This is a genomic window from Frankia umida, assembly GCF_023242945.1.
In the GTDB taxonomy this organism is placed as follows: domain Bacteria; phylum Actinomycetota; class Actinomycetes; order Frankiales; family Frankiaceae; genus Frankia; species Frankia umida.
In genome coordinates this window covers 95,090-114,733 of sequence record NZ_JALKFT010000009.1, presented here as the reverse complement: position 1 = coordinate 114,733, position 19,644 = coordinate 95,090, and the positions used below count along the sequence as shown (strand labels likewise).

Annotated in this window: 16 protein-coding genes and 1 tRNA gene; 5 read left to right on the top strand and 12 right to left on the bottom strand. The window is 72.8% G+C overall.

The genetic code is table 11. The features are described from left to right. On the top strand, positions 1–299 hold a 299-nt coding region (locus MXD59_RS11500), incomplete at its 5' end, for a tetratricopeptide repeat protein (RefSeq protein WP_248824663.1). Positions 300–542: 243 nt separating this feature from the next. On the opposite strand, the gene MXD59_RS11495 is transcribed toward MXD59_RS11500, so the two are convergent. The 4 genes from MXD59_RS11495 to nadD form a co-directional block, all read right to left on the bottom strand. Beyond that, positions 543–616 (bottom strand) — tRNA-Ala (locus MXD59_RS11495). A gap of 101 nt (positions 617–717) precedes the next feature. Next, on the bottom strand, positions 718–1,419 hold the full coding sequence (locus MXD59_RS11490) for a histidine phosphatase family protein (protein WP_248824662.1): 702 nt from the start codon (positions 1,417–1,419) through the stop codon (positions 718–720). After that, complete coding sequence (gene rsfS, locus MXD59_RS11485; RefSeq protein WP_248824661.1) at positions 1,416–1,922, bottom strand: ribosome silencing factor; 507 nt, start codon at positions 1,920–1,922, stop codon at positions 1,416–1,418. The genes MXD59_RS11490 and rsfS overlap by 4 nt, the downstream gene beginning before the upstream one ends. A 118-nt stretch (positions 1,923–2,040) precedes the next feature. Further along, positions 2,041–2,640 (bottom strand): nicotinate-nucleotide adenylyltransferase, encoded by a 600-nt coding sequence (gene nadD, locus MXD59_RS11480; RefSeq protein ID WP_175084472.1) that lies wholly within the window; start codon positions 2,638–2,640, stop codon positions 2,041–2,043. Between the two features lie 239 nt (positions 2,641–2,879). Here nadD and pgm point away from each other — a divergent pair, with 239 nt between their 5' ends. Beyond that, complete coding sequence (gene pgm / locus MXD59_RS11475) at positions 2,880–4,529, top strand: phosphoglucomutase (alpha-D-glucose-1,6-bisphosphate-dependent) (RefSeq protein ID WP_248824660.1); 1,650 nt, start codon at positions 2,880–2,882, stop codon at positions 4,527–4,529. Positions 4,530–4,609: 80 nt separating this feature from the next. On the opposite strand, the gene MXD59_RS11470 is transcribed toward pgm, so the two are convergent. The 4 genes from MXD59_RS11470 to MXD59_RS11455 all read right to left on the bottom strand — a co-directional run bounded on the left by MXD59_RS11470 (position 4,610) and on the right by MXD59_RS11455 (position 10,238). Continuing rightward, positions 4,610–6,049, bottom strand: a complete 1,440-nt coding sequence (locus MXD59_RS11470; RefSeq protein WP_248824659.1) for a vWA domain-containing protein — start codon at positions 6,047–6,049, stop codon at positions 4,610–4,612. Between the two features lie 64 nt (positions 6,050–6,113). Further along, complete coding sequence (locus MXD59_RS11465; RefSeq protein WP_248824658.1) at positions 6,114–7,001, bottom strand: AAA family ATPase; 888 nt, start codon at positions 6,999–7,001, stop codon at positions 6,114–6,116. 219 nt (positions 7,002–7,220) lie between these two features. Continuing rightward, positions 7,221–8,846, bottom strand: coding sequence for a malate synthase A (gene aceB / locus MXD59_RS11460; RefSeq protein WP_248824657.1), 1,626 nt, complete (start codon positions 8,844–8,846; stop codon positions 7,221–7,223). A gap of 132 nt (positions 8,847–8,978) precedes the next feature. Further along, positions 8,979–10,238: a glutamate-5-semialdehyde dehydrogenase gene (locus MXD59_RS11455; protein ID WP_248810676.1), complete on the bottom strand. Its 1,260-nt coding sequence runs from the start codon at positions 10,236–10,238 to the stop codon at positions 8,979–8,981. Positions 10,239–10,435: 197 nt separating this feature from the next. On the opposite strand from MXD59_RS11455, the gene MXD59_RS11450 reads away from it, so the two are divergent. Together MXD59_RS11450 and MXD59_RS26395 are read left to right on the top strand one after the other, a co-directional pair. After that, positions 10,436–11,656 carry a metallophosphoesterase family protein gene (locus MXD59_RS11450; protein ID WP_248824656.1) on the top strand — a complete coding sequence of 407 codons (1,221 nt, stop codon included), beginning with the start codon at positions 10,436–10,438 and terminating at the stop codon, positions 11,654–11,656. Next, on the top strand, positions 11,656–14,898 hold the full coding sequence (locus MXD59_RS26395; protein ID WP_283096732.1) for an AAA family ATPase: 3,243 nt from the start codon (positions 11,656–11,658) through the stop codon (positions 14,896–14,898). Before MXD59_RS11450 ends, MXD59_RS26395 begins: the two co-directional genes overlap by 1 nt. Positions 14,899–14,937: 39 nt before the next feature. Here the strand turns inward: MXD59_RS26395 and proB are convergent, their stop codons facing one another. The 4 genes from proB to rplU form a co-directional block, all read right to left on the bottom strand. Further along, positions 14,938–16,059, bottom strand: a complete 1,122-nt coding sequence (proB, locus tag MXD59_RS11435; protein WP_163548117.1) for a glutamate 5-kinase — start codon at positions 16,057–16,059, stop codon at positions 14,938–14,940. Positions 16,060–16,132: 73 nt separating this feature from the next. Then, a complete protein-coding gene (gene obgE / locus MXD59_RS11430; protein WP_248824655.1) occupies positions 16,133–17,770 on the bottom strand; it encodes a GTPase ObgE in 1,638 nt (545 codons plus the stop codon). A 162-nt stretch (positions 17,771–17,932) separates the two neighbouring features. Continuing rightward, on the bottom strand, positions 17,933–18,202 hold the full coding sequence (rpmA, locus tag MXD59_RS11425; RefSeq protein WP_163548119.1) for a 50S ribosomal protein L27: 270 nt from the start codon (positions 18,200–18,202) through the stop codon (positions 17,933–17,935). Positions 18,203–18,207: 5 nt separating this feature from the next. Next, positions 18,208–18,525 (bottom strand): 50S ribosomal protein L21, encoded by a 318-nt coding sequence (gene rplU, locus MXD59_RS11420; protein WP_163548120.1) that lies wholly within the window; start codon positions 18,523–18,525, stop codon positions 18,208–18,210. A 402-nt stretch (positions 18,526–18,927) separates the two neighbouring features. Between rplU and MXD59_RS11415 the strand changes: the two genes are divergently transcribed. After that, positions 18,928–19,608: an MFS transporter gene (locus tag MXD59_RS11415; protein ID WP_248824654.1), complete on the top strand. Its 681-nt coding sequence runs from the start codon at positions 18,928–18,930 to the stop codon at positions 19,606–19,608. Positions 19,609–19,644 lie beyond the last annotated feature (36 nt).

The window sequence follows — 19,644 nt, the reverse complement described above, 5'->3', positions numbered from 1 at the left end:
CGATCCGCCGCCGGCTGGCCGCCGACCGACCCGACACCTACCTCCCCGACCTCGCCACGTCGCTGAACAACCAGTCGAACCGGTTGGGGGATCTGGGGCGCCCGGAACAGGCCCTGGCCACGATCGAAGAAGCCGTCACGATCCGCCGCCGGCTGGCCGCCGACCGGCCCGACACCTACCTCCCCGACCTCGCCATGTCGCTGAACAACCAGTCGGATCTACTCCGCGCCATGGGCAGGCACGCCCAGGCGCAGACGATCGACGACGAACGAGACCGCCTCACTCACCCCGATCAATGATCAGGGGGGCGTTGGCGGAACACAGCGGCCAGCCACCGGACACGGACAGACCAGGCTGACCGGCTCTGCCAGCAAAGATCAACGCATTGCCCGGAACAGGCCGGGGCCATCGGGCGGGGGCGAACGCACAGCTCAGCGCGTGGTGTATGAGCAACCCTTGACCGGGCTCGACCCCCCGGCAACATGACGTAATGAAAAAAGCCTCCTCCCAAAGGGAGAAGGCGATACAAAACCAGATTTACGTGGAGCTGAGGGGATTCGAACCCCTGACCCTCACACTGCCAGTGTGATGCGCTACCAGACTGCGCCACAGCCCCAACTGCTGTTCATTTATATCAGACCGGGAAGGCCCTGTGGGTTGCCGCCCTGCCCGTCTGCTTCAGCAGCCCGGCGGGAGTTCGTCGTGCGCCCCGCTGTGCTACCTCGGCAAGTGTACAGGCTCCGTGTCGGACCCGGTCGGGGCCCCCTGGCTTGGCAGGAGGGACTCGGACAGGCCTGATCCGGCGACGCCGAGCTTACCCGTCAGCAGGGGGCCGGCGTTGTGCTCGGAGAGCCGGAAGCCGCCTTCGGCCAGGCGCAGCAGGGACCAGCGGCAGTTCGCCAGCGGGCCGAAGTGCCACCACAGTTCGGGTGGCAGGCCCAGCACATGGCCGATCAGCGAGCGGGCGGTGCCGCCGTGCAGCACGAACACGATCAGACCGTCGGGCCGGGTGGGCAGGCCCTCGGCGCGGATCTCGTCAAGCAGGGTACCGGCGCGCTCGGCGACCTCCAGGTAGGTCTCGCCGCCGCCGCGGCGGACGTCCTGCCCGGCCCGCCACGCCCGGTCCTCGTCGGGGAAGCGGCTGGCGGCCTCGGCGCCGGTGAGCCCGGACCAGCCGCCGAGGTCGATCTCCCGCAGCCGGGCGTCGGCGCGCACGGGTAGTTCGAGCGCGGCGGCGGTCGCCCGGCAGCGCCGCAGATCGGAGGAGACGACCAGCTCGGGGTTCATCGCCCGGATGAGCGGCGCGACCGCGGCGGCCTGAGCCTGGCCGGTCTGGTCGAGCGGCGGGTCGGCATGACCCTGGAAGCGGCCAGCCTCGTTCCAGGTGGTGCGGCCGTGCCGCCACAGCAGCAGCCTCACGCGGCGCCCACCGCGCCGTCACCCGTGCTTTCGCCCGACTCGGTCGCCGGCACCGAACCCGCCGGTACCGAGCCCGCTGACGCCGAAGCCGCTGATGCCGAAGCCGCCGGCACCGCGGCACCGGCGCCCACGCCCGCGCCGACGGTCGCGTCGGTGAACGGGATGGACGGGCAGTCCTTCCAGAGCCGCTCCAGGGAGTAGAAGCCCCGCTCCTCGTCCCGCTGCACGTGCACGACGATGTCGACGAAGTCGAGCAGGACCCACTGGCCCTCCCGCTCCCCCTCCCGGCGCACGGGTTTGGCGCCGAGGTGGCGCAGCTTCTCCTCGACCTCGTCGACGATGCCCTTGACCTGCCGTTCGTTGGCCGCGGCGGCCAAGACGAAGCAGTCGGTGATGGCGAGGCGCTCACTCACGTCGAGGATGAGCAGTTCGCGGCCGAGCTTGTCGGCCGCGGCCTGGGCGGCGGCGAGGGCGAGCTCGACGGCTCGAGGGGAAGCGGTCACGCTCGGGATCTCCAGAATGGTCACAGCCGCACCGCGGCCCAATCCGGCCATGGCGCGACACCGTCCACGGTCGGGACGGCTGGGACCAGCGTGTCACATTCCGGCCTGGACAGGGCACTCAACCTGTTCCCAGCGACCCCGGAGGCGTCGTGTCGTCGCGGTAGAGGCCCCGTTTGGCGATGTAGCGCACGACTCCGTCCGGCGTCAGGTACCAGATGGGGGCGTCCCGTCCGACCCGGGAGCGAATGTCGGACGAGGAGATCGCCAGGGCCGGTACCGCGAGCAGGCTCACCCGGTCCGGTGGCAGGGCGGCGTCGAGGGAGAGCTGGTAGCCCGGCCGGCTGCAGCCGACGAACTGGGCGAGTTCGAACAGCTCGTCGTGGTCGCGCCAGGTGAGGATCTGTCCCAGGGCGTCCGCGCCGGTGATGAAGAACAGCTCGTCGTCCGGGCGCACCCGGTGCAGATCACGCAACGTGTCGATGGTGTAGGTGGGGCCGTCCCGGTCGATCTCGATCCGGCTGACGGTGAACTGCGGGTTCTCCGCGGTGGCGAGGAAGGTCATCAGGTACCGGTCCTCGGCGGCGGAGACCTCCCGGTGGGCTTTCTGCCAGGGCCGACCGACCGGTACGAACGCGACCTCGTCCAGGTCGAACAGCGCCGCGGCCTCGCTGGCGGCCACGAGGTGCCCGTTGTGGACGGGATCGAAGGTCCCGCCCATCACGCCCAGTCGCACGTGGGGACCGTAACCCCGTGGCCAGCGCATGCGCACGATGCACGCCGCGTCGGGAGATGTCCCACAACACCTCCCGCCGACGACCACCTTCCGTCCCGCACAGGGCCGCGGTTCACCCGGTGGTCATCCACAGGCCGCCGACGGGGTCCGCCGCCCGGCAGGCGATCCGGCTAGGCTTGCGGAGTCCGCCGGCCAGCCCGCCCGCTCGCGAGGAGCCGCTGCTCATGCCGATCAGCCCACGCGCGGGCCAGCCCGCCGCCGCCGAGGATCTCGTCGACGTCGACGCCCTGCTCACCGCCTATCATGATCGTCATCCCGATCTGGCCGATCCGGCCCAACGGGTCTCGTTCGGGACGTCGGGGCATCGCGGGTCGGCGCTGCGCGGCTCGTTCAACGCCGACCACATCCTCGCGACCACCCAGGCGATCTGCGAGTACCGCGCGTCCACCGGGGTCGACGGGCCGCTGTTCCTCGGGATCGACACGCACGCGCTGTCCGCGCCGGCGCTGGCCACCGCCCTGCGGGTGCTGGTGGCCCACGGCGTCGCCGTGCGCATCGCGCCGGATGGCGAAGCCACGCCCACGCCGGTGATCTCGCACGCGATCCTCGGTCACAACCGCGAGCGTGCCGCCTCCGGGCGCGGTCTCGCCGACGGGATCGTCATCACCCCGTCGCACAATCCGCCGGCCGACGGCGGGTTCAAGTACAACCCGACGCACGGCGGCCCGGCCGACACCAGCGTGACAAAGGTCATCCAGGACCGGGCGAACGCCCTGCTGGACGCGGGTCTCGTCGGCGTCTCGCAGGTCTTGTACTCCGACGCCCGGGCCGCGGCGGTGGTGCACGACTACGTCGGTGCCTACGTCGAGGACCTGGCCGACATCATCGACCTCGACGCGATCCGGTCCGCCGGGGTGCGTATCGGCGTCGATCCGCTGGGCGGTGCCAGCCTGGTCTACTGGCAGGCCATCGCCGAGCGTTACAAGCTTGACCTGAACGTCGTGAACACCACGGTCGACCCGACGTTCGCCTTCATGACCACCGACTGGGACGGGAAGATCCGGATGGATCCGTCGTCCCCGTACGCGATGGCCTCGTTGCTGCGGCTCGCCGGGTCCTTCGACGTGGCGCTCGCCAACGACGCCGACGCCGACCGGCACGGCGTGGTCACACCGGGCGTGGGGCTGCTGAACCCGAACCACTTCCTGTCGGTGGCGATCGACTACCTGTTCGGCCACCGGGTCGACTGGCCGGCCGGCACCGCGATCGGGAAGACGCTGGTCAGCTCCAGCATGATCGACCGGGTCGGTGCGGGTCTGGGCCGCGGGATCGTCGAGGTACCGGTGGGCTTCAAGTGGTTCGTCGACGGTCTGATCGGCGGCACCCTGGGGTTCGGTGGTGAGGAGAGCGCCGGCGCGTCGTTCCTGCGCCGCGGCGGCGGGGTCTGGACCACCGACAAGGACGGCCTGATCGCCTGCCTGCTCGCCGCGGAGATCACCGCGGTGACCGGTCGTGACCCGGGCCGCGCCTACGCGGAGCTGACCGAGCGCTACGGCGCCCCGGCCTACCGGCGTGTCGACGCCCCGGCCACACCCGCGCAGAAGAAGGTCCTCGCGGCGCTCACCCCGGAAAGCCTCGGCGCGTCCCGGCTGGCCGGGGCGCCGGTGACGGCCGCGCTGTCGCACGCACCCGGCAACGGCGCGGCGATCGGCGGGGTGAAGGTCGTCACCGACGACGCCTGGTTCGCCGCCCGCCCGTCCGGCACCGAGGATGTCTACAAGATCTACGCGGAGAGCTTCCGCGGCGCCGACCACCTCGACACCGTGCTCGCCGAGGCCCAGACCCTCGTCGACGCGGCCCTGACCCGCGGCTGAGCGGAAGCCTGACCGACCAGAGCACGCCGGCCGGCGGGCCCTTGCGGGGCCGGCCCGGCGGCGGGGCTGCCTGGCCGATGTCAGGAGGGCAGGATGCGTTCGATGAACTGCTCGAGCTGGGCGATGTTGCGGCACTCGACCATCTCGTCGACAAGGTCGGCGTAGACGTCGGTGGCCGAGTCGCCGGAGCCCCAGTAGCTGCGTGGCTCGGGGTTGAGCCAGTAGGCGTGCCGGGCCTGGCCGCACAGCCGGCGAAAGACGTGCGCGGAGGTCGGCCGGTAGTTGTTGCGGGCGTCGCCGAGGATGAGCAGCGAGGTCCGGGGGCCGACGGCCTCGCCGTACCGTTCGGCGAACGCGTCGATGGCGTGACCGTAGTCGCTGTGGCCGTCGTACCAGACGAGATCCGCCTCGGCGGAGATCCGCGCCATCATGTCGCCGAGGTCGAGTCCCCGCAGGAAACGGGTGACCTCGTCGGTGGTGTCGATGAACGCGAACGCGCGGACCTTCGAGAACTGCTCCCGCAGCGCATGGGTGAGCATCAGGGTGAAGTGCGCGAAGGACGCCACCGACCCGCTGACGTCGCACAGCACGACCAGTTCGGGCTTGTGCGGCTTACGGGGCCGGTACCTGGTGTCGACGGGCACCCCACCGGTGGCCAGGGACGCGCGCACGGTGCGGCGGAAGTCCAGGCGACCGGTGCGTCCGAGGCTGCGGCGCGCGGTGAGCTGGGTGGCCAGGCGACGGGCCAGCGGGTAGACCTGCCGGCGCAGTTCGACGAGGTCACGCTGGGAGGCGCGCAGGAACTCGACCTGGTCGTCGAGGGGGCCGACCGCGCTGCGTTCGACGGCCTCGAGGCCACGTTCCTCCGCCATCCGGCGGCGAACCTCGGCGGCGACCATCTCCTCGAACGTCCGAATCCGATCGCTGATGGTCTGCCGGGCGACCCGTTCGGCGAGGCCGCCGCGTGCGGTGTCACCCATCAGCGCGCTGAGCAGGTCCGCGACGAGGGTCTCGGCGGACATGGCGCGCAACGCCCGGTAGAGGTACCAGGAGCGACCGGAACTGCCCCCCGTGCCCCCACCGAAGGATGTCACCGCGTCGCGGGCGAGCGAACGCAGCGCCTCGTCGTCGCCGTCACGCAACGCGCCGAGCAGCTGGTCACGCAGCGCCCGCCGCAGGCCCTCGAGTTCCTCGGGGCTGAGTTCCTCCGGCGGCGGCATCTTCTCGGTCGGCTCGCCGTCGCCGGCACCGTCGCCGCTGCTGGCCGCGGCGCGCGGGTCGAGGCTGACGCCGTCACCGATCCGGGGCGGGAAGTACAGGTCGAACAGGGTGTCGAAGGCCGGCCGGTACAGCGGCCGCTTGACCAGGGTGGCGGCGAAGGCCGCCCGCACGCCGTCGCGATCGGCCCAGCCCATGGCGCCGATGGCGGTGGCCGCGTCGACCGTCTCGGCGCTGCTGACCGGCACCCCGGCGCGGCGCAGCGCGGCGATGAAGTCGATGGTGCGGTCCAGCAGGTTCATGCCGGCGCTCCCCTGGTTCGTCGGCGGACGCGTCGTCCGGCCGGGCTCTCGGGCGGTCTGCCGGTCAGTTCGCGGTGAGCTTGAGGTGGCTGATGGCCCGGGCCTGGTCGCTGGCGTGCTTGAGCACCACGCCCAGGGTGGACGCGACGGCCTCCTCGTCGAAGGTGTCGAACCCGAGCGCGAGCACGGTGTGTGCCCAGTCGATCGTCTCGGCGATCGACGGCGCCTTCTTCAGCTCCATCGCCCGCAGCGCCCGCACGACCCGCACCAGCGACTCGGCCAGCTTCTCCGGCAGGTCGGGAACGCGGGAGAGCACGATCTCCTTCTCCCGCTCGGCCGAGGGGTACTCGAGGTTGAGGTAGAGGCAGCGTCGTTTGAGCGCCTCGGACAGTTCCCGGGTCGCGTTCGAGGTGAGGATGACGAACGGCCGGCGGATCGCGGTGATCGTGCCGAGCTCGGGGATCGTCACCTGGAAGTCGGAGAGCACCTCGAGCAGCAGACCCTCGACCTCGACATCGGCCTTGTCGGTCTCGTCCACGAGCAGCACCGTCGGCTCCTCGCGGCGGATCGCTGTGAGCAGCGGCCGCGAAAGCAGGAACTCCTCGCTGAAGATGTCGTCGTGGGCCTGCTGCCAGCCCTCCGAGTCGGACGAACCCGAACCCGCCTGAATCCGCAGCAGCTGCTTCTTGTAGTTCCATTCGTAGAGGGCGCGGGCCTCGTCGAGCCCCTCGTAGCACTGCAACCGGATCAGTTCGGCGCCGACGCTGGTCGCCAGGGCCTTGGCGAGCTCGGTCTTGCCGACACCGGCCGGACCCTCGACCAGCAGCGGTTTACGCAGCCGATCGGCGAGGAAGACAGTGGTGGCGATCGCCTCGTCCGCGAGATATCCGGTTGCGCGCAGGCGTTCCCGCACGTCCGCGACATCGGCGAATGCGTGCTCCTGAAGCGACATGGCCACCTTCCGTCCCCGGGTCAAGCACCGCACCGTCCATGATGCCCGCACCCTCCATAGTGCCAGGCACACGGGTCACAGGGGTACTTCACCATCCGTTCCCGGACCGATACGCACAGGTCGGGCAGCCCTGCGCCGCACGGCCACGGTCGGCTGCCGGGGAGGTGAGTCGGCCCGGGGAGGTGAGTCGGCCCGGGCCGGACGGCCAGGCGACCCCGCTCAGTCGATGCGTTCGTACGCCGGCAGGGTCAGGAACTCGACGAACCGCTCGCCCAGCGCGGTCTCCTCGAACACGGCGGCCGCGTCCTTCCACCGCCCGCCGTCGTAGATCTGCTCCCCCACCATGGCGCGGATCTCGTCGAGCACCTCGGTGAGGGTGGCGCGGACCAGTTCGGCGGTGACCGATCTGCCGTCGTCGAGGGTGACGCCGGCGGCGATCCACTGGAAGATCTGGCTGCGGGAGATCTCCGCGGTGGCCGCGTCCTCCATCAGGTTGTCGATGCCGACCGCGCCCGTGCCGCGCAGCCAGCTCTCCAGGTAGCGCACCCCGACGCTGATGTTGCCGCGCAGGCCGGCGGCGGTGATCGCGCCGGGGGTGTCCCGCACCGCGAGCAGGTCGGCGGCGGTGACGTGGACGTCGTCGCGCTGGCGGCCAAGCTGGTTGGGGGCCGCGCCGAGCACACCGTCGAACACCTCGGTGCACACCGGGACGAGGTCGGGATGGGCCACCCAGCTGCCGTCGAACCCGTCACCGGACTCGCGTTCCTTGTCGGCGCGGACCTTCGCCAGCGCCACCGTGTTGACCTCCGGGTCACGCCGGGACGGGATGAACGCGGCCATGCCACCGATGGCATGTGCGCCGTGCCGGTGGCAGGTGGCGACCAGCAGCTCGCTGTAGGCGCGCAGGAACGGCACGGTCATCGTCACGCTGTTGCGGTCGGGCAGCAGGAACTCGGCCGGGCGGGAGGCGAACGTCTTGATGGTGGAGAACATGTAGTCCCAGCGGCCGGCGTTCAGCCCTGCGGAGTGTTCGCGCAGCTCGTAGAGGATCTCGGCCATCTCGAACGCGGCCGGCAACGTCTCGATGAGCACGGTGGCCCGCACGGTGCCGACCGGCAGACCGAGCTCCGCCTGCGCGGCGGTGAACACGTCGTTCCACAGCCGGGCCTCGAGATGGCTTTCCATCTTCGGCAGGTAGAAGTACGGCCCGCGCCCCGCCGCGCGCAGCGCCAGCGCGTTGCGGAACAGGTAGAGGCCGGCGTCGAAGAGGGCCGCGACGATCGGCTGGCCGTCGACGAGGACGTGCCGCTCGGGCAGATGCCAGCCTCGGGGACGTGGCACCAGGGTCGCGGTGGTCTCGTTCAGCGTGTAGCGCCGGCCGTCGGGGTTGACGAACCCCAGGGTGCCGGCGATGGCCTCGCTCAGGTTGTGCTGGCCGACGACCATGTTCGACCAGGTCGGAACGTTGGCGTCCTCGAAGTCGGCCATGAAGACCTTCGCGCCGCTGTTGAGCGCGTTGATCAGCATCTTCGCGTCGGTCGGTCCGGTGATCTCGGCGCGCCGGTCGACGAGGCCCGGTGCCGGCGGCGCGACCTGCCAGTCCCCGTCGCGGATGTGCGCGGTGTCGGGCAGGAAGTCCAGGCTCCCCCCGGCGGCGATCGCCGCACGGCGCACGGCGCGGGCGGCGAGCAGTTCGTCCCGGCGGGCACCGAACGTCCGGTGCAGGCCGGCGACGAACGCGAGGGCGTCCTCGGACAGGACCGCGTCCACCTGCGCCGGGGTGAGCCCCGGCACGTCCCGCACCACCGACACACCCCGCGTGGTCACACCGGTCAGACCGCCCATGCCGTCCCTCACCCTCTCCGCCGAACACTCCTGCCAGTGTCGGGCGTGCGGCCCTCGCCCGCACCCTGCCGCACCCCGCCGGGCGGTGCCGTGAGCGGGCTCACGCCCCCGGCGCCTCGCCGCCGGCGCCCGTCAGGAGACGAGGTGACCGTCCCCGATGCCCACCCAGGTGGTCGAGGTCAGCTCGGGCAGCCCCATCGGGCCGCGGGCGTGCAGCTTCTGCGTGGAGATTCCGATCTCGGCACCCATGCCGAACCGCTCGCCGTCGGTGAACCGGGTGGACGCGTTGACCATGATCGCCGCACTGTCGCAGGTCGCGACGAACCGGCGGGACGCCCCCAGCGAGCGGGTGACGATCGCCTCGGTGTGCCCGCTGCCCCAGCGGCGGATGTGCGTGACGGCGTCGTCGAGGGAGTCGACGACGCGCACGGCGAGGTCGAGCGAGAGGTATTCGGCGGCCCAGTCATCGTCGGTGGCGGGCACGACCCGGTCGTCGTGGGCGCGCACGGTCTCGTCGCCGTGCACGGTGACCCCGGCCTCGGCGAGCGCGGTGAGTGCCCGCGGGAGGAAGGCGTCCGCGACCGCGCGGTGCACCAGCAGCGTCTCGGTGGAGTTGCACACCGAGACCCGGTGGGTCTTCGCGTTCAGAATGATCGCCAGCGCCTGGTCGAGATCGGCGTCGACATCGACGTAGACATGGCAGTTGCCGGCGCCGGTCTCGATGACCGGGACGGTCGACTCCTCGACCACCGCGCGGATCAGGCCGGCGCCACCGCGCGGAATCAGCACGTCGACCAGCCCCCGCAGCCGCATCAGGTGCTTCACCGACTCATGGTCGACACCGGGGACGAGCTGGATGGCATCGGCGGGCAGGCCCGCCGCCTGGGCCGCGTCCCGCAGGACACCGACCAGCGCGGTGTTCGACCGCACGGCCGAGGCGCTGCCCCGCAGCAGCGCCGCGTTGCCGCTTTTGAGGCACAGCCCGGCGGCGTCGACGGTGACGTTCGGCCGGGCCTCGTAGATGATGCCGACGACCCCCAGGGGAACCCGGACCTGGCGCAGCTCCAGACCGTTGGGCAGCACCCGGCCACGCACGACCTCGCCCACCGGATCGTCGAGCCCCGCGACCTGCCGCAGCCCGCCGGCCATGGCCTCGAGCCGCGCCGGGGTGAGGGTCAGCCGGTCGACCATGGCCTCGGCCGTACCCGCCGCCCGGGCGGCCTCGACGTCGCGGGCGTTGGCCTCGATCAGCTCGGCCGACCGGGCGCCGAGCGCCTCGGCCATCGCGAGCAACGCCCGGTCCTTCGCGGCCCGGTTGAGTGTGGCCAGCGCCGCCGCCGCGGTCCGGGCGCGCACGGCCGTGTCGCGGACGTCCTCCGCTGAGGTGTTCATCTGCTGGGATCCTCCAGTGCCGCGGGTGCCGCCGCGCACCTCGCCCTCACGAGGCTACCGGCCCACCCCGGTTCGGGACGCCGTCCGCCCGCCGTCACGACCCGTCCGCCAGGACGGTCGACGCGGGTCGGTCACGCGGCCGGGTGGGGCGACCCCCCGTGCCGGCCGGGTCCAGCCGGCTGCCTACCGTGATCCGCATGCTGGCCCTGCACACCTCCGACTGGCACCTCGGCCGCGCGCTGCACGGCCATGACCTGCTTCCCGCCCAGGGCGCGTTCGTCGACCACCTCGTGGACGTCGTCCGCGGCGAGCGGGTCGAACTCGTCCTCGTCGCCGGTGATGTGCATGACCGGGCGATCCCTCCGGTGCGGGCCCTGGAGCTGTTCGACGACGCGCTCTCGCGGCTGCGCGACGCCGGCGCCCGGGTTGTGGTGATCAGCGGCAACCACGATGCCGCCCGGCGCCTCGGGGACAAGTCCGGCCTGCTCGATCCGCGGATCAGCATCCGCACCGACCCGGCCGCGGTGGCCCGCCCCCTCGTCGTCGAGGACGCGCACGGCCCGGTACGCGTCTATCCCGTCCCGTATCTGGAACCCACCAGCGCCGCCGGCCAGCTGCCCGCTGCTGCCGACATCGACCAGCCGGCTCCCACCGGAGCCGACACCCCAGGCGATGGTGCGGGCGGTGCGGGCGGTGCGGGCGGGCGTGGCGTCGGGCCGGCGGTGCTGATGCGCCGGGCCCTCGGCGCGATCCGAGCCGATCTCGAGCGGCATCCGGGTAGCCGCGCGGTGGTGCTCGGGCACGCCTGGGTGACCGGCGGGGCGGCCAGCGACAGCGAACGCGACATCTCCGTCGGTGGGCTCGGCAACGTGCCGGCGAGCCTGTTCGACGGCATCACCTACACGGCGCTCGGCCATCTGCACCGTCCGCAGGCGATCGCCCCGGCCATCCGGTACAGCGGTTCGCCGCTGGCGTACTCGTTCTCCGAGGCCGCCGAGGGCAAGGCGTCCCTGCTCGTCGAGCTCGGTCCGGCCGGGCTCGGGGCGGTGCACGCGGTGCCCGTGCCGGTCGGGCGCCGGCTCACCGTGCTGCGCGGCACCCTGGCGGACCTGCTCGCCTCCCCCGTCCACACCCCGCACGAGAACGACATCGTGGCGGCGGTTCTCACCGACCTGATCCGTCCGTTGGACGCGATGGTCACGCTGCAACGGCGCTTCCCGTTCGCGGTGCGCCTGACCCACGAGCCGCCCACCAGCGAGTCCGACCAGCGCAGTTTCGCCGCGCGTACCCGCGGTCGCACCGACCTGGAGATCGCCCTGGCCTTCGTCACCCATGTGCGCACCGACCCGTCACCGGGCGAACGGGAGCTGCTCACCGCGGCGCTGGCGGCGGCCCGCACCGTCGAGGACGCCGCCTGATGCGCCCGCACCACCTCAGCCTGGAAGCCTTCGGCGCTTTCCCCGGCCGGGTCGATCTCGACCTGGACCACGTCGGCGGGGGCGGCCTGGTGCTGCTGTGCGGGGAGACCGGCGGGGGCAAGACAACCCTGCTCGACGCGCTCGGCTTCGCCCTGTTCGGCGAGGTCCCGGGGCTGCGCGGCAAGCTCACCGGCGGCCCGGACCTGCGCTCGCACCACGCGCCGGCATCGGTGCGGCCCTGGGTGTGCCTGGAGTTCGGCGTGGCCGACGACCGGTACCGCATCACCCGCTCACCCGGTTGGGACCGCCCGCGCCGCGGCGGCGCCACCACCCGTACACATCCCACCGCGACCCTCGAACGCCGACCGCGTTCCACCGGCGCACCCGGCGACGGGGGGCCGTCCACCGGCGCCGACGCGGGCCGCGGCGGCATGGCCGGTGCTGCCGCGGCCCAGGGGTGGGAGACGATCGCGGGCCGCCCGCAGGATGTCGGCCACGAGATCGGTCTGCTGCTCGGGATGACCGCCGATCAGTTCTTCCAGGTCGTGATGCTGCCCCAGGGCCGGTTCGCGGACTTCCTGCATGCCGAGCACGACGAGCGGGAGAAGCTGCTCAAGCGGCTGTTCCGGGTCAGCCGGTTCGAGTTCACCGAGCAGTGGCTGCAGGACCGCGCCAGGACCCGCCGCGCCGACCTGGACGAGGCCATCACCACGCTCGGCCGGGCCGCCGCCCGCATCGCCCAGACCGCCGGCGTCGACGAACCCGCGAACCCACCCGACGACCCGTCCTGGTCCGCCGCTCTCGCCGACACGGCCGCCATGTCGGCGCGGTCCGCGGCGTCGGATCTGCTCGTCTCCCGGCGGACCCTCGACACCGCCGAGTCGACCCTGGCCGCCACCCGCGACCTCGCCGACCGGATCCGGCGCCGACGCGAGCTGACCGCCCGTCACCTCGAGCTCACCGCCGACCAGGTACGCATCGAGGCCCTCGCCGCCAGCGTCGACGCCGCCCGCCGCGCCGCGGTCGTCGCCCCCGCCCTGACCGAACTACGCCGGCTGACCAGCGCCGCGACGACGACCCACGCCACCGCTGACGAGGCCCACCAGGCTCTCGCCGCGCACCCCACCGACCTTCTCCCGCCCCTCGCCCCGGACACGGACACGGACACGGACACGACCGAGGCGACCAGGGCGACCGGGGCCGCGCTGATCGCCCGGCTCACGGCCACCGCGCGCGACGCCCATGTCGAGCTCGGGCGGCTGACCGGGCTCGCCCGTGCGCTCACCACCGCCGAGCAGGACACCCGCGACGCCGTCGAGGCCGATGCGCAGGCCGCCGCCCAGCACGAGGAGGCGGCCGGCCTGGAGGTTCGACTGTGCGACGAGCTGCCCACCCGCCGCGGGGACGCCATCGCCCGGGTCGAGGCGGCCCGCAGGGCCAGCGCCGTCCTGCCCGGCCTGACCGAACGCGCCCGCTGGGCCCAGCGGCTCAGCACCGCCGTGGACGCGCACCGCGCGGCCGTCGCCGCCGCCCAGGACGCCCGTACGAGCGCCGACAGGGCGCGCGAGCATGCCGACGACCTGCGCCAGGAGCGGGTCGACGCGATGACCGCCGAGCTCGCGGCGGCCCTCGTCGACGACACCCCCTGCCCCGTCTGCGGCGCCCTGGCGCATCCGGACCCCGCCGAGGTCCGGGCCCGTCCGATCAGCAGGCAGCAGGAGACCGACGCCACCAGGAAGGCCGATCAGGCGGCGACCGCCGCCGCCGAGGCCGACGGCACCGTCCGCGCCCTCGACGAACGCATCCGCACCCTGCACGCGGAACTGACCCGCGCGCCCTCCCCCGACCTGCCGGCCGACCTCGACGAGACGCCCGACGGCCACCCGTGGGCCACCGGGATCTCCTGGCTGCCCAGCGTGGACGCCCTGATCGGCGCCCGTGGCGGGGCCGCGGGCGTCACCTACGACGGCCCGGACCGGAACGTGCCGCCGGGAGTGTCCCTGCCGATGATCGCCGACATCCTGGCCGGCTCCGTCGACGGGATCCGGCGCGCCGCGGACGAGCTGCCCGCGGCGTTGGAGGCGCAGCGGCAGGCCGAGTCGGTGCTCAACGACGCGACGGTCCGGGTGGCGGCGCTGCGCGCGGCGGTGGCCGCGGCCGAACTGCGGGGCGTCCAGGCCCGGGAGCGGGCCGCCCGTGGGCTCGGCGAGATCCCCGACGTGCTGCGGGTGGCAGGCGCGCTCGCCGGCCGGCTCGACGCGGTCCGCCACCTCGCCGACGACGCCGAAACCGCCCGCACCGCCGAACAGGGCGCCGAGCAGGCCCGCGCCGCCCACGTCCAGGCCGGTCTCACCACTCTCGACCTGGTCCGCCAGGCCGGATTCGCCGATCTGGACGACGCTGGCGCCGCCGTCCGCGACGAACCGTGGCTGCGGGCCACCGAGGCCGAGGTCCGCACCCACCGCGATGGGCTTGCCGGCCTCGTGGCGGCGCTCGCCTCCCCTGACCTCGCCGTCGATCCCGATGCCACCCCGCCGCTGGCCGAGCACGAGACGGCGGCGGCGCGGGCCCGCACGGCCCACGAGACGGCCGTCGCCGCCAGCGCCCAGGCCAGCCTCCGCGCCACCGAGCTCGCCGAGCTGCACACCGCCTACACGGCCGGCCTCACCGCGCTGCGCCCGCTGCGTACCGAGTTCGACGAGCTGCGTCACCTCGCCGAACTCGCCGCCGGCCGCGGTGGCAACACCGAGGGCATGCCGCTGTCAAGCTTCGTGCTCGCCGCCCGGCTCGAGGAGGTCGCCGCCGCCGCCAGCCGCCGCCTGGCCGCGATGAGCTCCGGCCGGTTCACCCTCGTGCACGACGCCGACGGCCGCCGCGACCGCCGCCGCCGCGCCGGGCTGGGCCTGCTCGTCGACGACGCCTGGACGGGCCGGCGCCGCCACACCCGCACCCTGTCCGGCGGCGAGACCTTCCAGGCGGCGTTGTCCCTGGCCCTGGGCCTGGCGGACGTCGTCACCGCCGAGGTCGGCGGCCGCCGCCTCGATGCCCTGTTCATCGACGAGGGATTCGGCACCCTGGATGCCGACAGCCTCGACGAGGTGATGGCCGTCCTCGACGAACTACGCTCCGGCGGTCGCCTCGTCGGCCTGGTCAGTCACGTCACCGAACTGCGCACCCGCATCCCCAACCAGATCCGCGTGCTCAAGGAGACCACCGGCAGCCGCGTGGAAACCATCCCCTGACCGCGAGCGGCACCCGTGTTCCACGCGGTCCGCGGCGGGTCAGCGGGTGGGCAGCAGCAGGACGAGGTCGTCGCGGTGGATGATCTCGCGTTCGTAGGTGGGGCCGAGTTCGGCGGCGAGTTCGGCGGTGGAACGACCGAGCATCCGCGGGAGTTCGACCGCGTCGAAGGCGACCAGGCCGCGGGCGACAGGCTGGCCGTCGGGGTCGACGAGGTCCACCGGGTCGCCGGCCGCGAAGTCGCCGTCGACGGCGAGGATGCCGGCGGGCAGCAGGGACGCCCGGCGGCGTACCACGGCGGCGACCGCGCCGGCGTCCAGGCGCAGCCGTCCCTCGGGGGCGGTCGCGTGCGCCAACCAGAGCAGCCGGGAGGCGCGGCGCGGGCCGGTCGGGTAGAAGACGGTGCCGACAGGATCGCCACGCAGTGCCGCTGTCGCGTTCGCCGTCGAGGTGATCACCGCGTGCACCCCGCCGGACGCCGCCATCCGACCCGCCTCGATCTTGGTCGCCATGCCGCCGCTGCCGACACCCGCCGTGCCGGTGCCACGGGCGGTCAGGCCGACGAGGTCGGCGTCCGAACGCACCTCACGGACCAGGTTCGCCGGGCCGTGCCGCGGGTTGGCGTCGTACACGCCGTCCACGTCCGAGAGCAGGACGAGCAGATCGGCGGACACGAGGTGGGCGACGATGGCGGCCAGCCGGTCGTTGTCGCCGAAGCGGATCTCCTGGGTGGCCACCGCGTCGTTCTCGTTGATGATCGGGACGACGCCGAGTTCGAGCAGACGGTCAAGGGCCGTGCGGGCGTTGCGGTAGTGGGTGCGGCGGATGACGTCGGTGGCGGTCAGCAGGACCTGCCCGACGCGGACCCCCGCACCGCCGAACGCCTCGGCGTAGCTGTGCACCAGCGAGCTCTGCCCGACGCTCGCCGCCGCCTGCTGGGTGGCCAGATCGCGGGGACGCCGGTCGAACCCGAGCGGGGCCAGGCCCGCGGCGATCGCACCGGAGGACACCAGCACCAGTTGACCGCCCGCGGCGACCCGTGGCAGCAGCGCGCTGACCAGGGCCTCAAGCCGTCCGACGTCGAGCCCGCCGGCGGCGGTGGTCAGTGAGGACGAACCGACCTTCACCACGACCCGCTGTGCCTCGGTCACGAACCCGCGCACGTTCAGAACCCTCCACCACCCGTGGGCATCCTGCCCGGTCACCGGACCGGGCCCAGTTCCTGACCGGGACGCGCTACTGCGGTGCCGGGCCGCCCGGTTCCGCGGAACCGGGGACCTCCACCAGGGCACGATCCACCGTCGACTCCAGGTCAACCGAGCCAGCCGAGCCGACTGTGCCGACTGAGCCAGCCGGGTCGACTGAGCCAGCCGGGTCGACCGAGCCAGCCGGGTCTGCGGGGTCGGACGGGTCGAAACCGCGGGCGCGTTCGGCGCGGGCCATCCGTTCGGATCGGGTGAGGCGAACCGAGGAGCGCAGCCGGTCGTCGGAGCCGCGTGGCCCGAGGTGGATCTCGTCGTCGACCACCGGGTCGACCTTCGCGGGCTGCTGGCCGTCGGCGGCGGTGACGTAGCCGCCGCCGCTCAGCGTCGGCTCCCATTCGAAGCTCACATCACCGATCGTGACCTCGACGCCGGGGGTGGCACCGAGCCGGGCGAGTTCCTTCTCCACGCCGAGCCGGGCCAGCCGGTCGGCGAGGAAGCCGATCGCCTCGTCATTGGTGAAATCGGTCTGGCGCACCCAGCGCAGCGGCTTCGAGCCGGTGATGAGGAATCCGTCCGCGCCCTGCGCGGTGACCACGAAGTCGGGTTCGTTGACCGCGCGGGGTCGCAGCACGACGCGGGTCGCGACCGGGACGGGCGCGGCCGCGCGCAGCTCGGACACCCGGGCGGCCAGGGCCAGCGACAGCGCGTGCACGCCCTGGCGGGTCGCGCTGCTGATCGCGAACACGTCGAGCCCACGGTCACGCAGGTCCGCGGTCACCAGGTCGGCGAGATCCGCCGCGTCCGGGATGTCGATCTTGTTCAGGACCACCAGCCGAGGCCGGTTCGACAGGTCCGCCGAGTAGGCGGCGAGTTCGGCCTCGATCACGTCCAGGTCGGTCAGCGGATCGCGCCCGGGCTCGAGGGTCGCGCAGTCGAGCACGTGCACGATCAGCGTGCACCGCTCGATGTGCCGCAGGAACTCCAGGCCCAGGCCACGGCCCTGGCTTGCCCCGGGGATGAGCCCGGGAACGTCCGCCACCGTGTACGGGGGGTGATCGCCGGCCTGGGCGACGCCCAGGTTGGGGACCAGGGTGGTGAACGGGTAGTCGGCGATCTTCGGTCGGGCGGCGCTGAGCACCGACACCAGCGACGACTTGCCGGCGCTGGGGAAACCGACCAGCGCGACGTCGGCGACCGTCTTGAGCTCGAGGACAGCGTCGAGCTGCTCCCCCGGTTCACCGAGTTCGGCGAAGCCGGGTGCCTTGCGGCGGGCGGACGCCAGCGACGCGTTGCCCCGCCCACCCCGCCCGCCCCGGGCCAGGACGTACACGCTGCCGGCGCCGACGAGGTCGACGAGCTGCGTACCGTCCTCGGTCAGGACCACCGTGCCGTCGGGGACCAGCAGGACCAGATCGTCTCCGTCCGCGCCATGCCGGTTGGAGCCCTGGCCGGGCCGCCCACGGGAGGCCCGCTGATGGGGATGGAAGTGGAAGTCGAGCAGCGTCGTCACGCTCGGGTCGACGACCAGCCGGATCTCACCGCCACGACCGCCATCGCCACCGTCCGGGCCGCCCAGCGGCTTGAACTTCTCCCGGTGGATGGACGCGCACCCGTTCCCGCCGTCCCCGGCCGCCGCGTGCAGCACTACTCGATCGACGAAGTTCGACATCACTTCCTCCTCTCTCCTGCGCTCCATACACGCAAAACCGCGCGCACCCCGACCGAAGCGGTTCGACCGCAACAGAAGGGACGCGCGCGGCTCGCGCACTCACGTCGAGGTGGATATTCCCGACCGGTCACACGAGCCGATCGGGGCCACCAGATGGCCTGCTCAGGCCGCGACCGCCGCCACTTCGGCGACGATGTCCACGACCCGACGGCCACGCCGGAACCCGAACTGGACGTGCCCGGCGGACAGGGCGAACAGGGTGTCGTCCTTGCCCCGCCCGACCAGCTCGCCCGGGTGGAAGTGGGTACCGCGCTGGCGGACGATGATCTCGCCGGCCTTGACGAACTGGCCACCGAAGCGCTTCACACCGAGGCGCTGGGCGTTGGAATCCCGACCGTTGCGCGAGGAGCTCGCGCCTTTCTTATGCGCCATCGGAGTCAGGCCTTCCCGGTCTCGATGCCGGTCACCTTGAGCCGCGTCAGCTTCTGGCGGTGGCCCTGACGCTTGTGGTAGCCGGTCTTGTTCTTGAACTTGTGAATCCGAATCTTCGGACCCTTGACGACGCCGACCACCTCGGCGGTCACCGCGACGGACGCGAGCGCGTCCGCGGCATGGGTGACCGACTCACCGTCGACGAGCAGGAGGGCCGGAAGGTTCACGGCCGCGCCTGGCTTTCCCGAAAGGAGCTCGACGTCGACGACATCGCCGACGGCGACCCTGTGCTGCTTGCCGCCGCTGGCAACGACCGCGTACACCAGATCTCCCTGCTGTTGTCATTCCGCTGTGACCGCATGACACCGTGCCCACCTGCGACACGGGACCTGCGGAGCTTGAGTGCGTACCACACCGCGTGCCGAATCCACACGAACGCCCGGACCGCACCATGCCCGGGCTTCAGCTCCCCGGTGGGATGACCCCGGCCCGGTGGGACACGCGGCCTCCACCTTACAGGTCCTCCGCACAAGGGTGACGGTCGGGAGCCGGCCGGACGGTGTGTAGGGGCCCGCCCACCCCCGCCGCGGGTCATTTCGAGGATGACTCGGACGGGCCATGGTGAACCTCCCGGCACAGGGAGAAGCATAAATCGTCCACATGGCGCGCCGTCCGTCGAGATCGCGGATGTCGCTGCCGGCCTGGTCATGTCGGGGGTGATGAGGATGCTCTGGCAGCTTCTGGTCTGGGGTGCCGCCACCGGAGCAGCGGGTGCGCTCGCTGCCGCCTGCCGTCCGGCCACGGCGGCCGCACGCCGGCATGAGGCCGTTCCCGGCACCGTGGCGGCGGCGACCGGTGCGCTTGTCGTCCTGATGGTCACCGGGCTGCTGCTGACCGCCCTCGCCGGCCTGCCGGCCTGGGCCGGCGCCGGCTGGCTGGCGGCCACCGCCGGCGCCGCCGGTTGGATAGCCCTGAGGCGTCAGGACCCGGCCGCGTGGGGCCTCACCGCCGACCCCTCGACAACGGCCGCATCGGCCACTGCCACGCCAGCGGCCACCATGCCGACGACCACCATGCCGGCGACCACCGCCATGCCGGCGACCACGACCTCGGCGGCGACCGCGCAGCCCGAGTCGGCCCAGTCCGCGCGGATGCGTCCGGATCTCGCCGATCAGGATGATCTCGTCCAGTCGCTGACCGTCGCGTCCTACGCGCTGCAGTTGGGCGACGCCCGGCGCGCCCACCAAGCTGTCGAGGCCGCGCTGAGCAGGTCACGGGCCACGTTGGACCTGCTGCTACGGGAGGAACCGGCGGGTCGCGGGTTCCTCCGTGCCACCCCCGCCACCACCTCGGCACCTGTCCGCCCGGCCGGCCAGAGCCATCCGGCCGGGCCCGCTGCCGCCTAGCCCACCCTCGTCACAGCCCGCCCTCGTCCCCGTCCG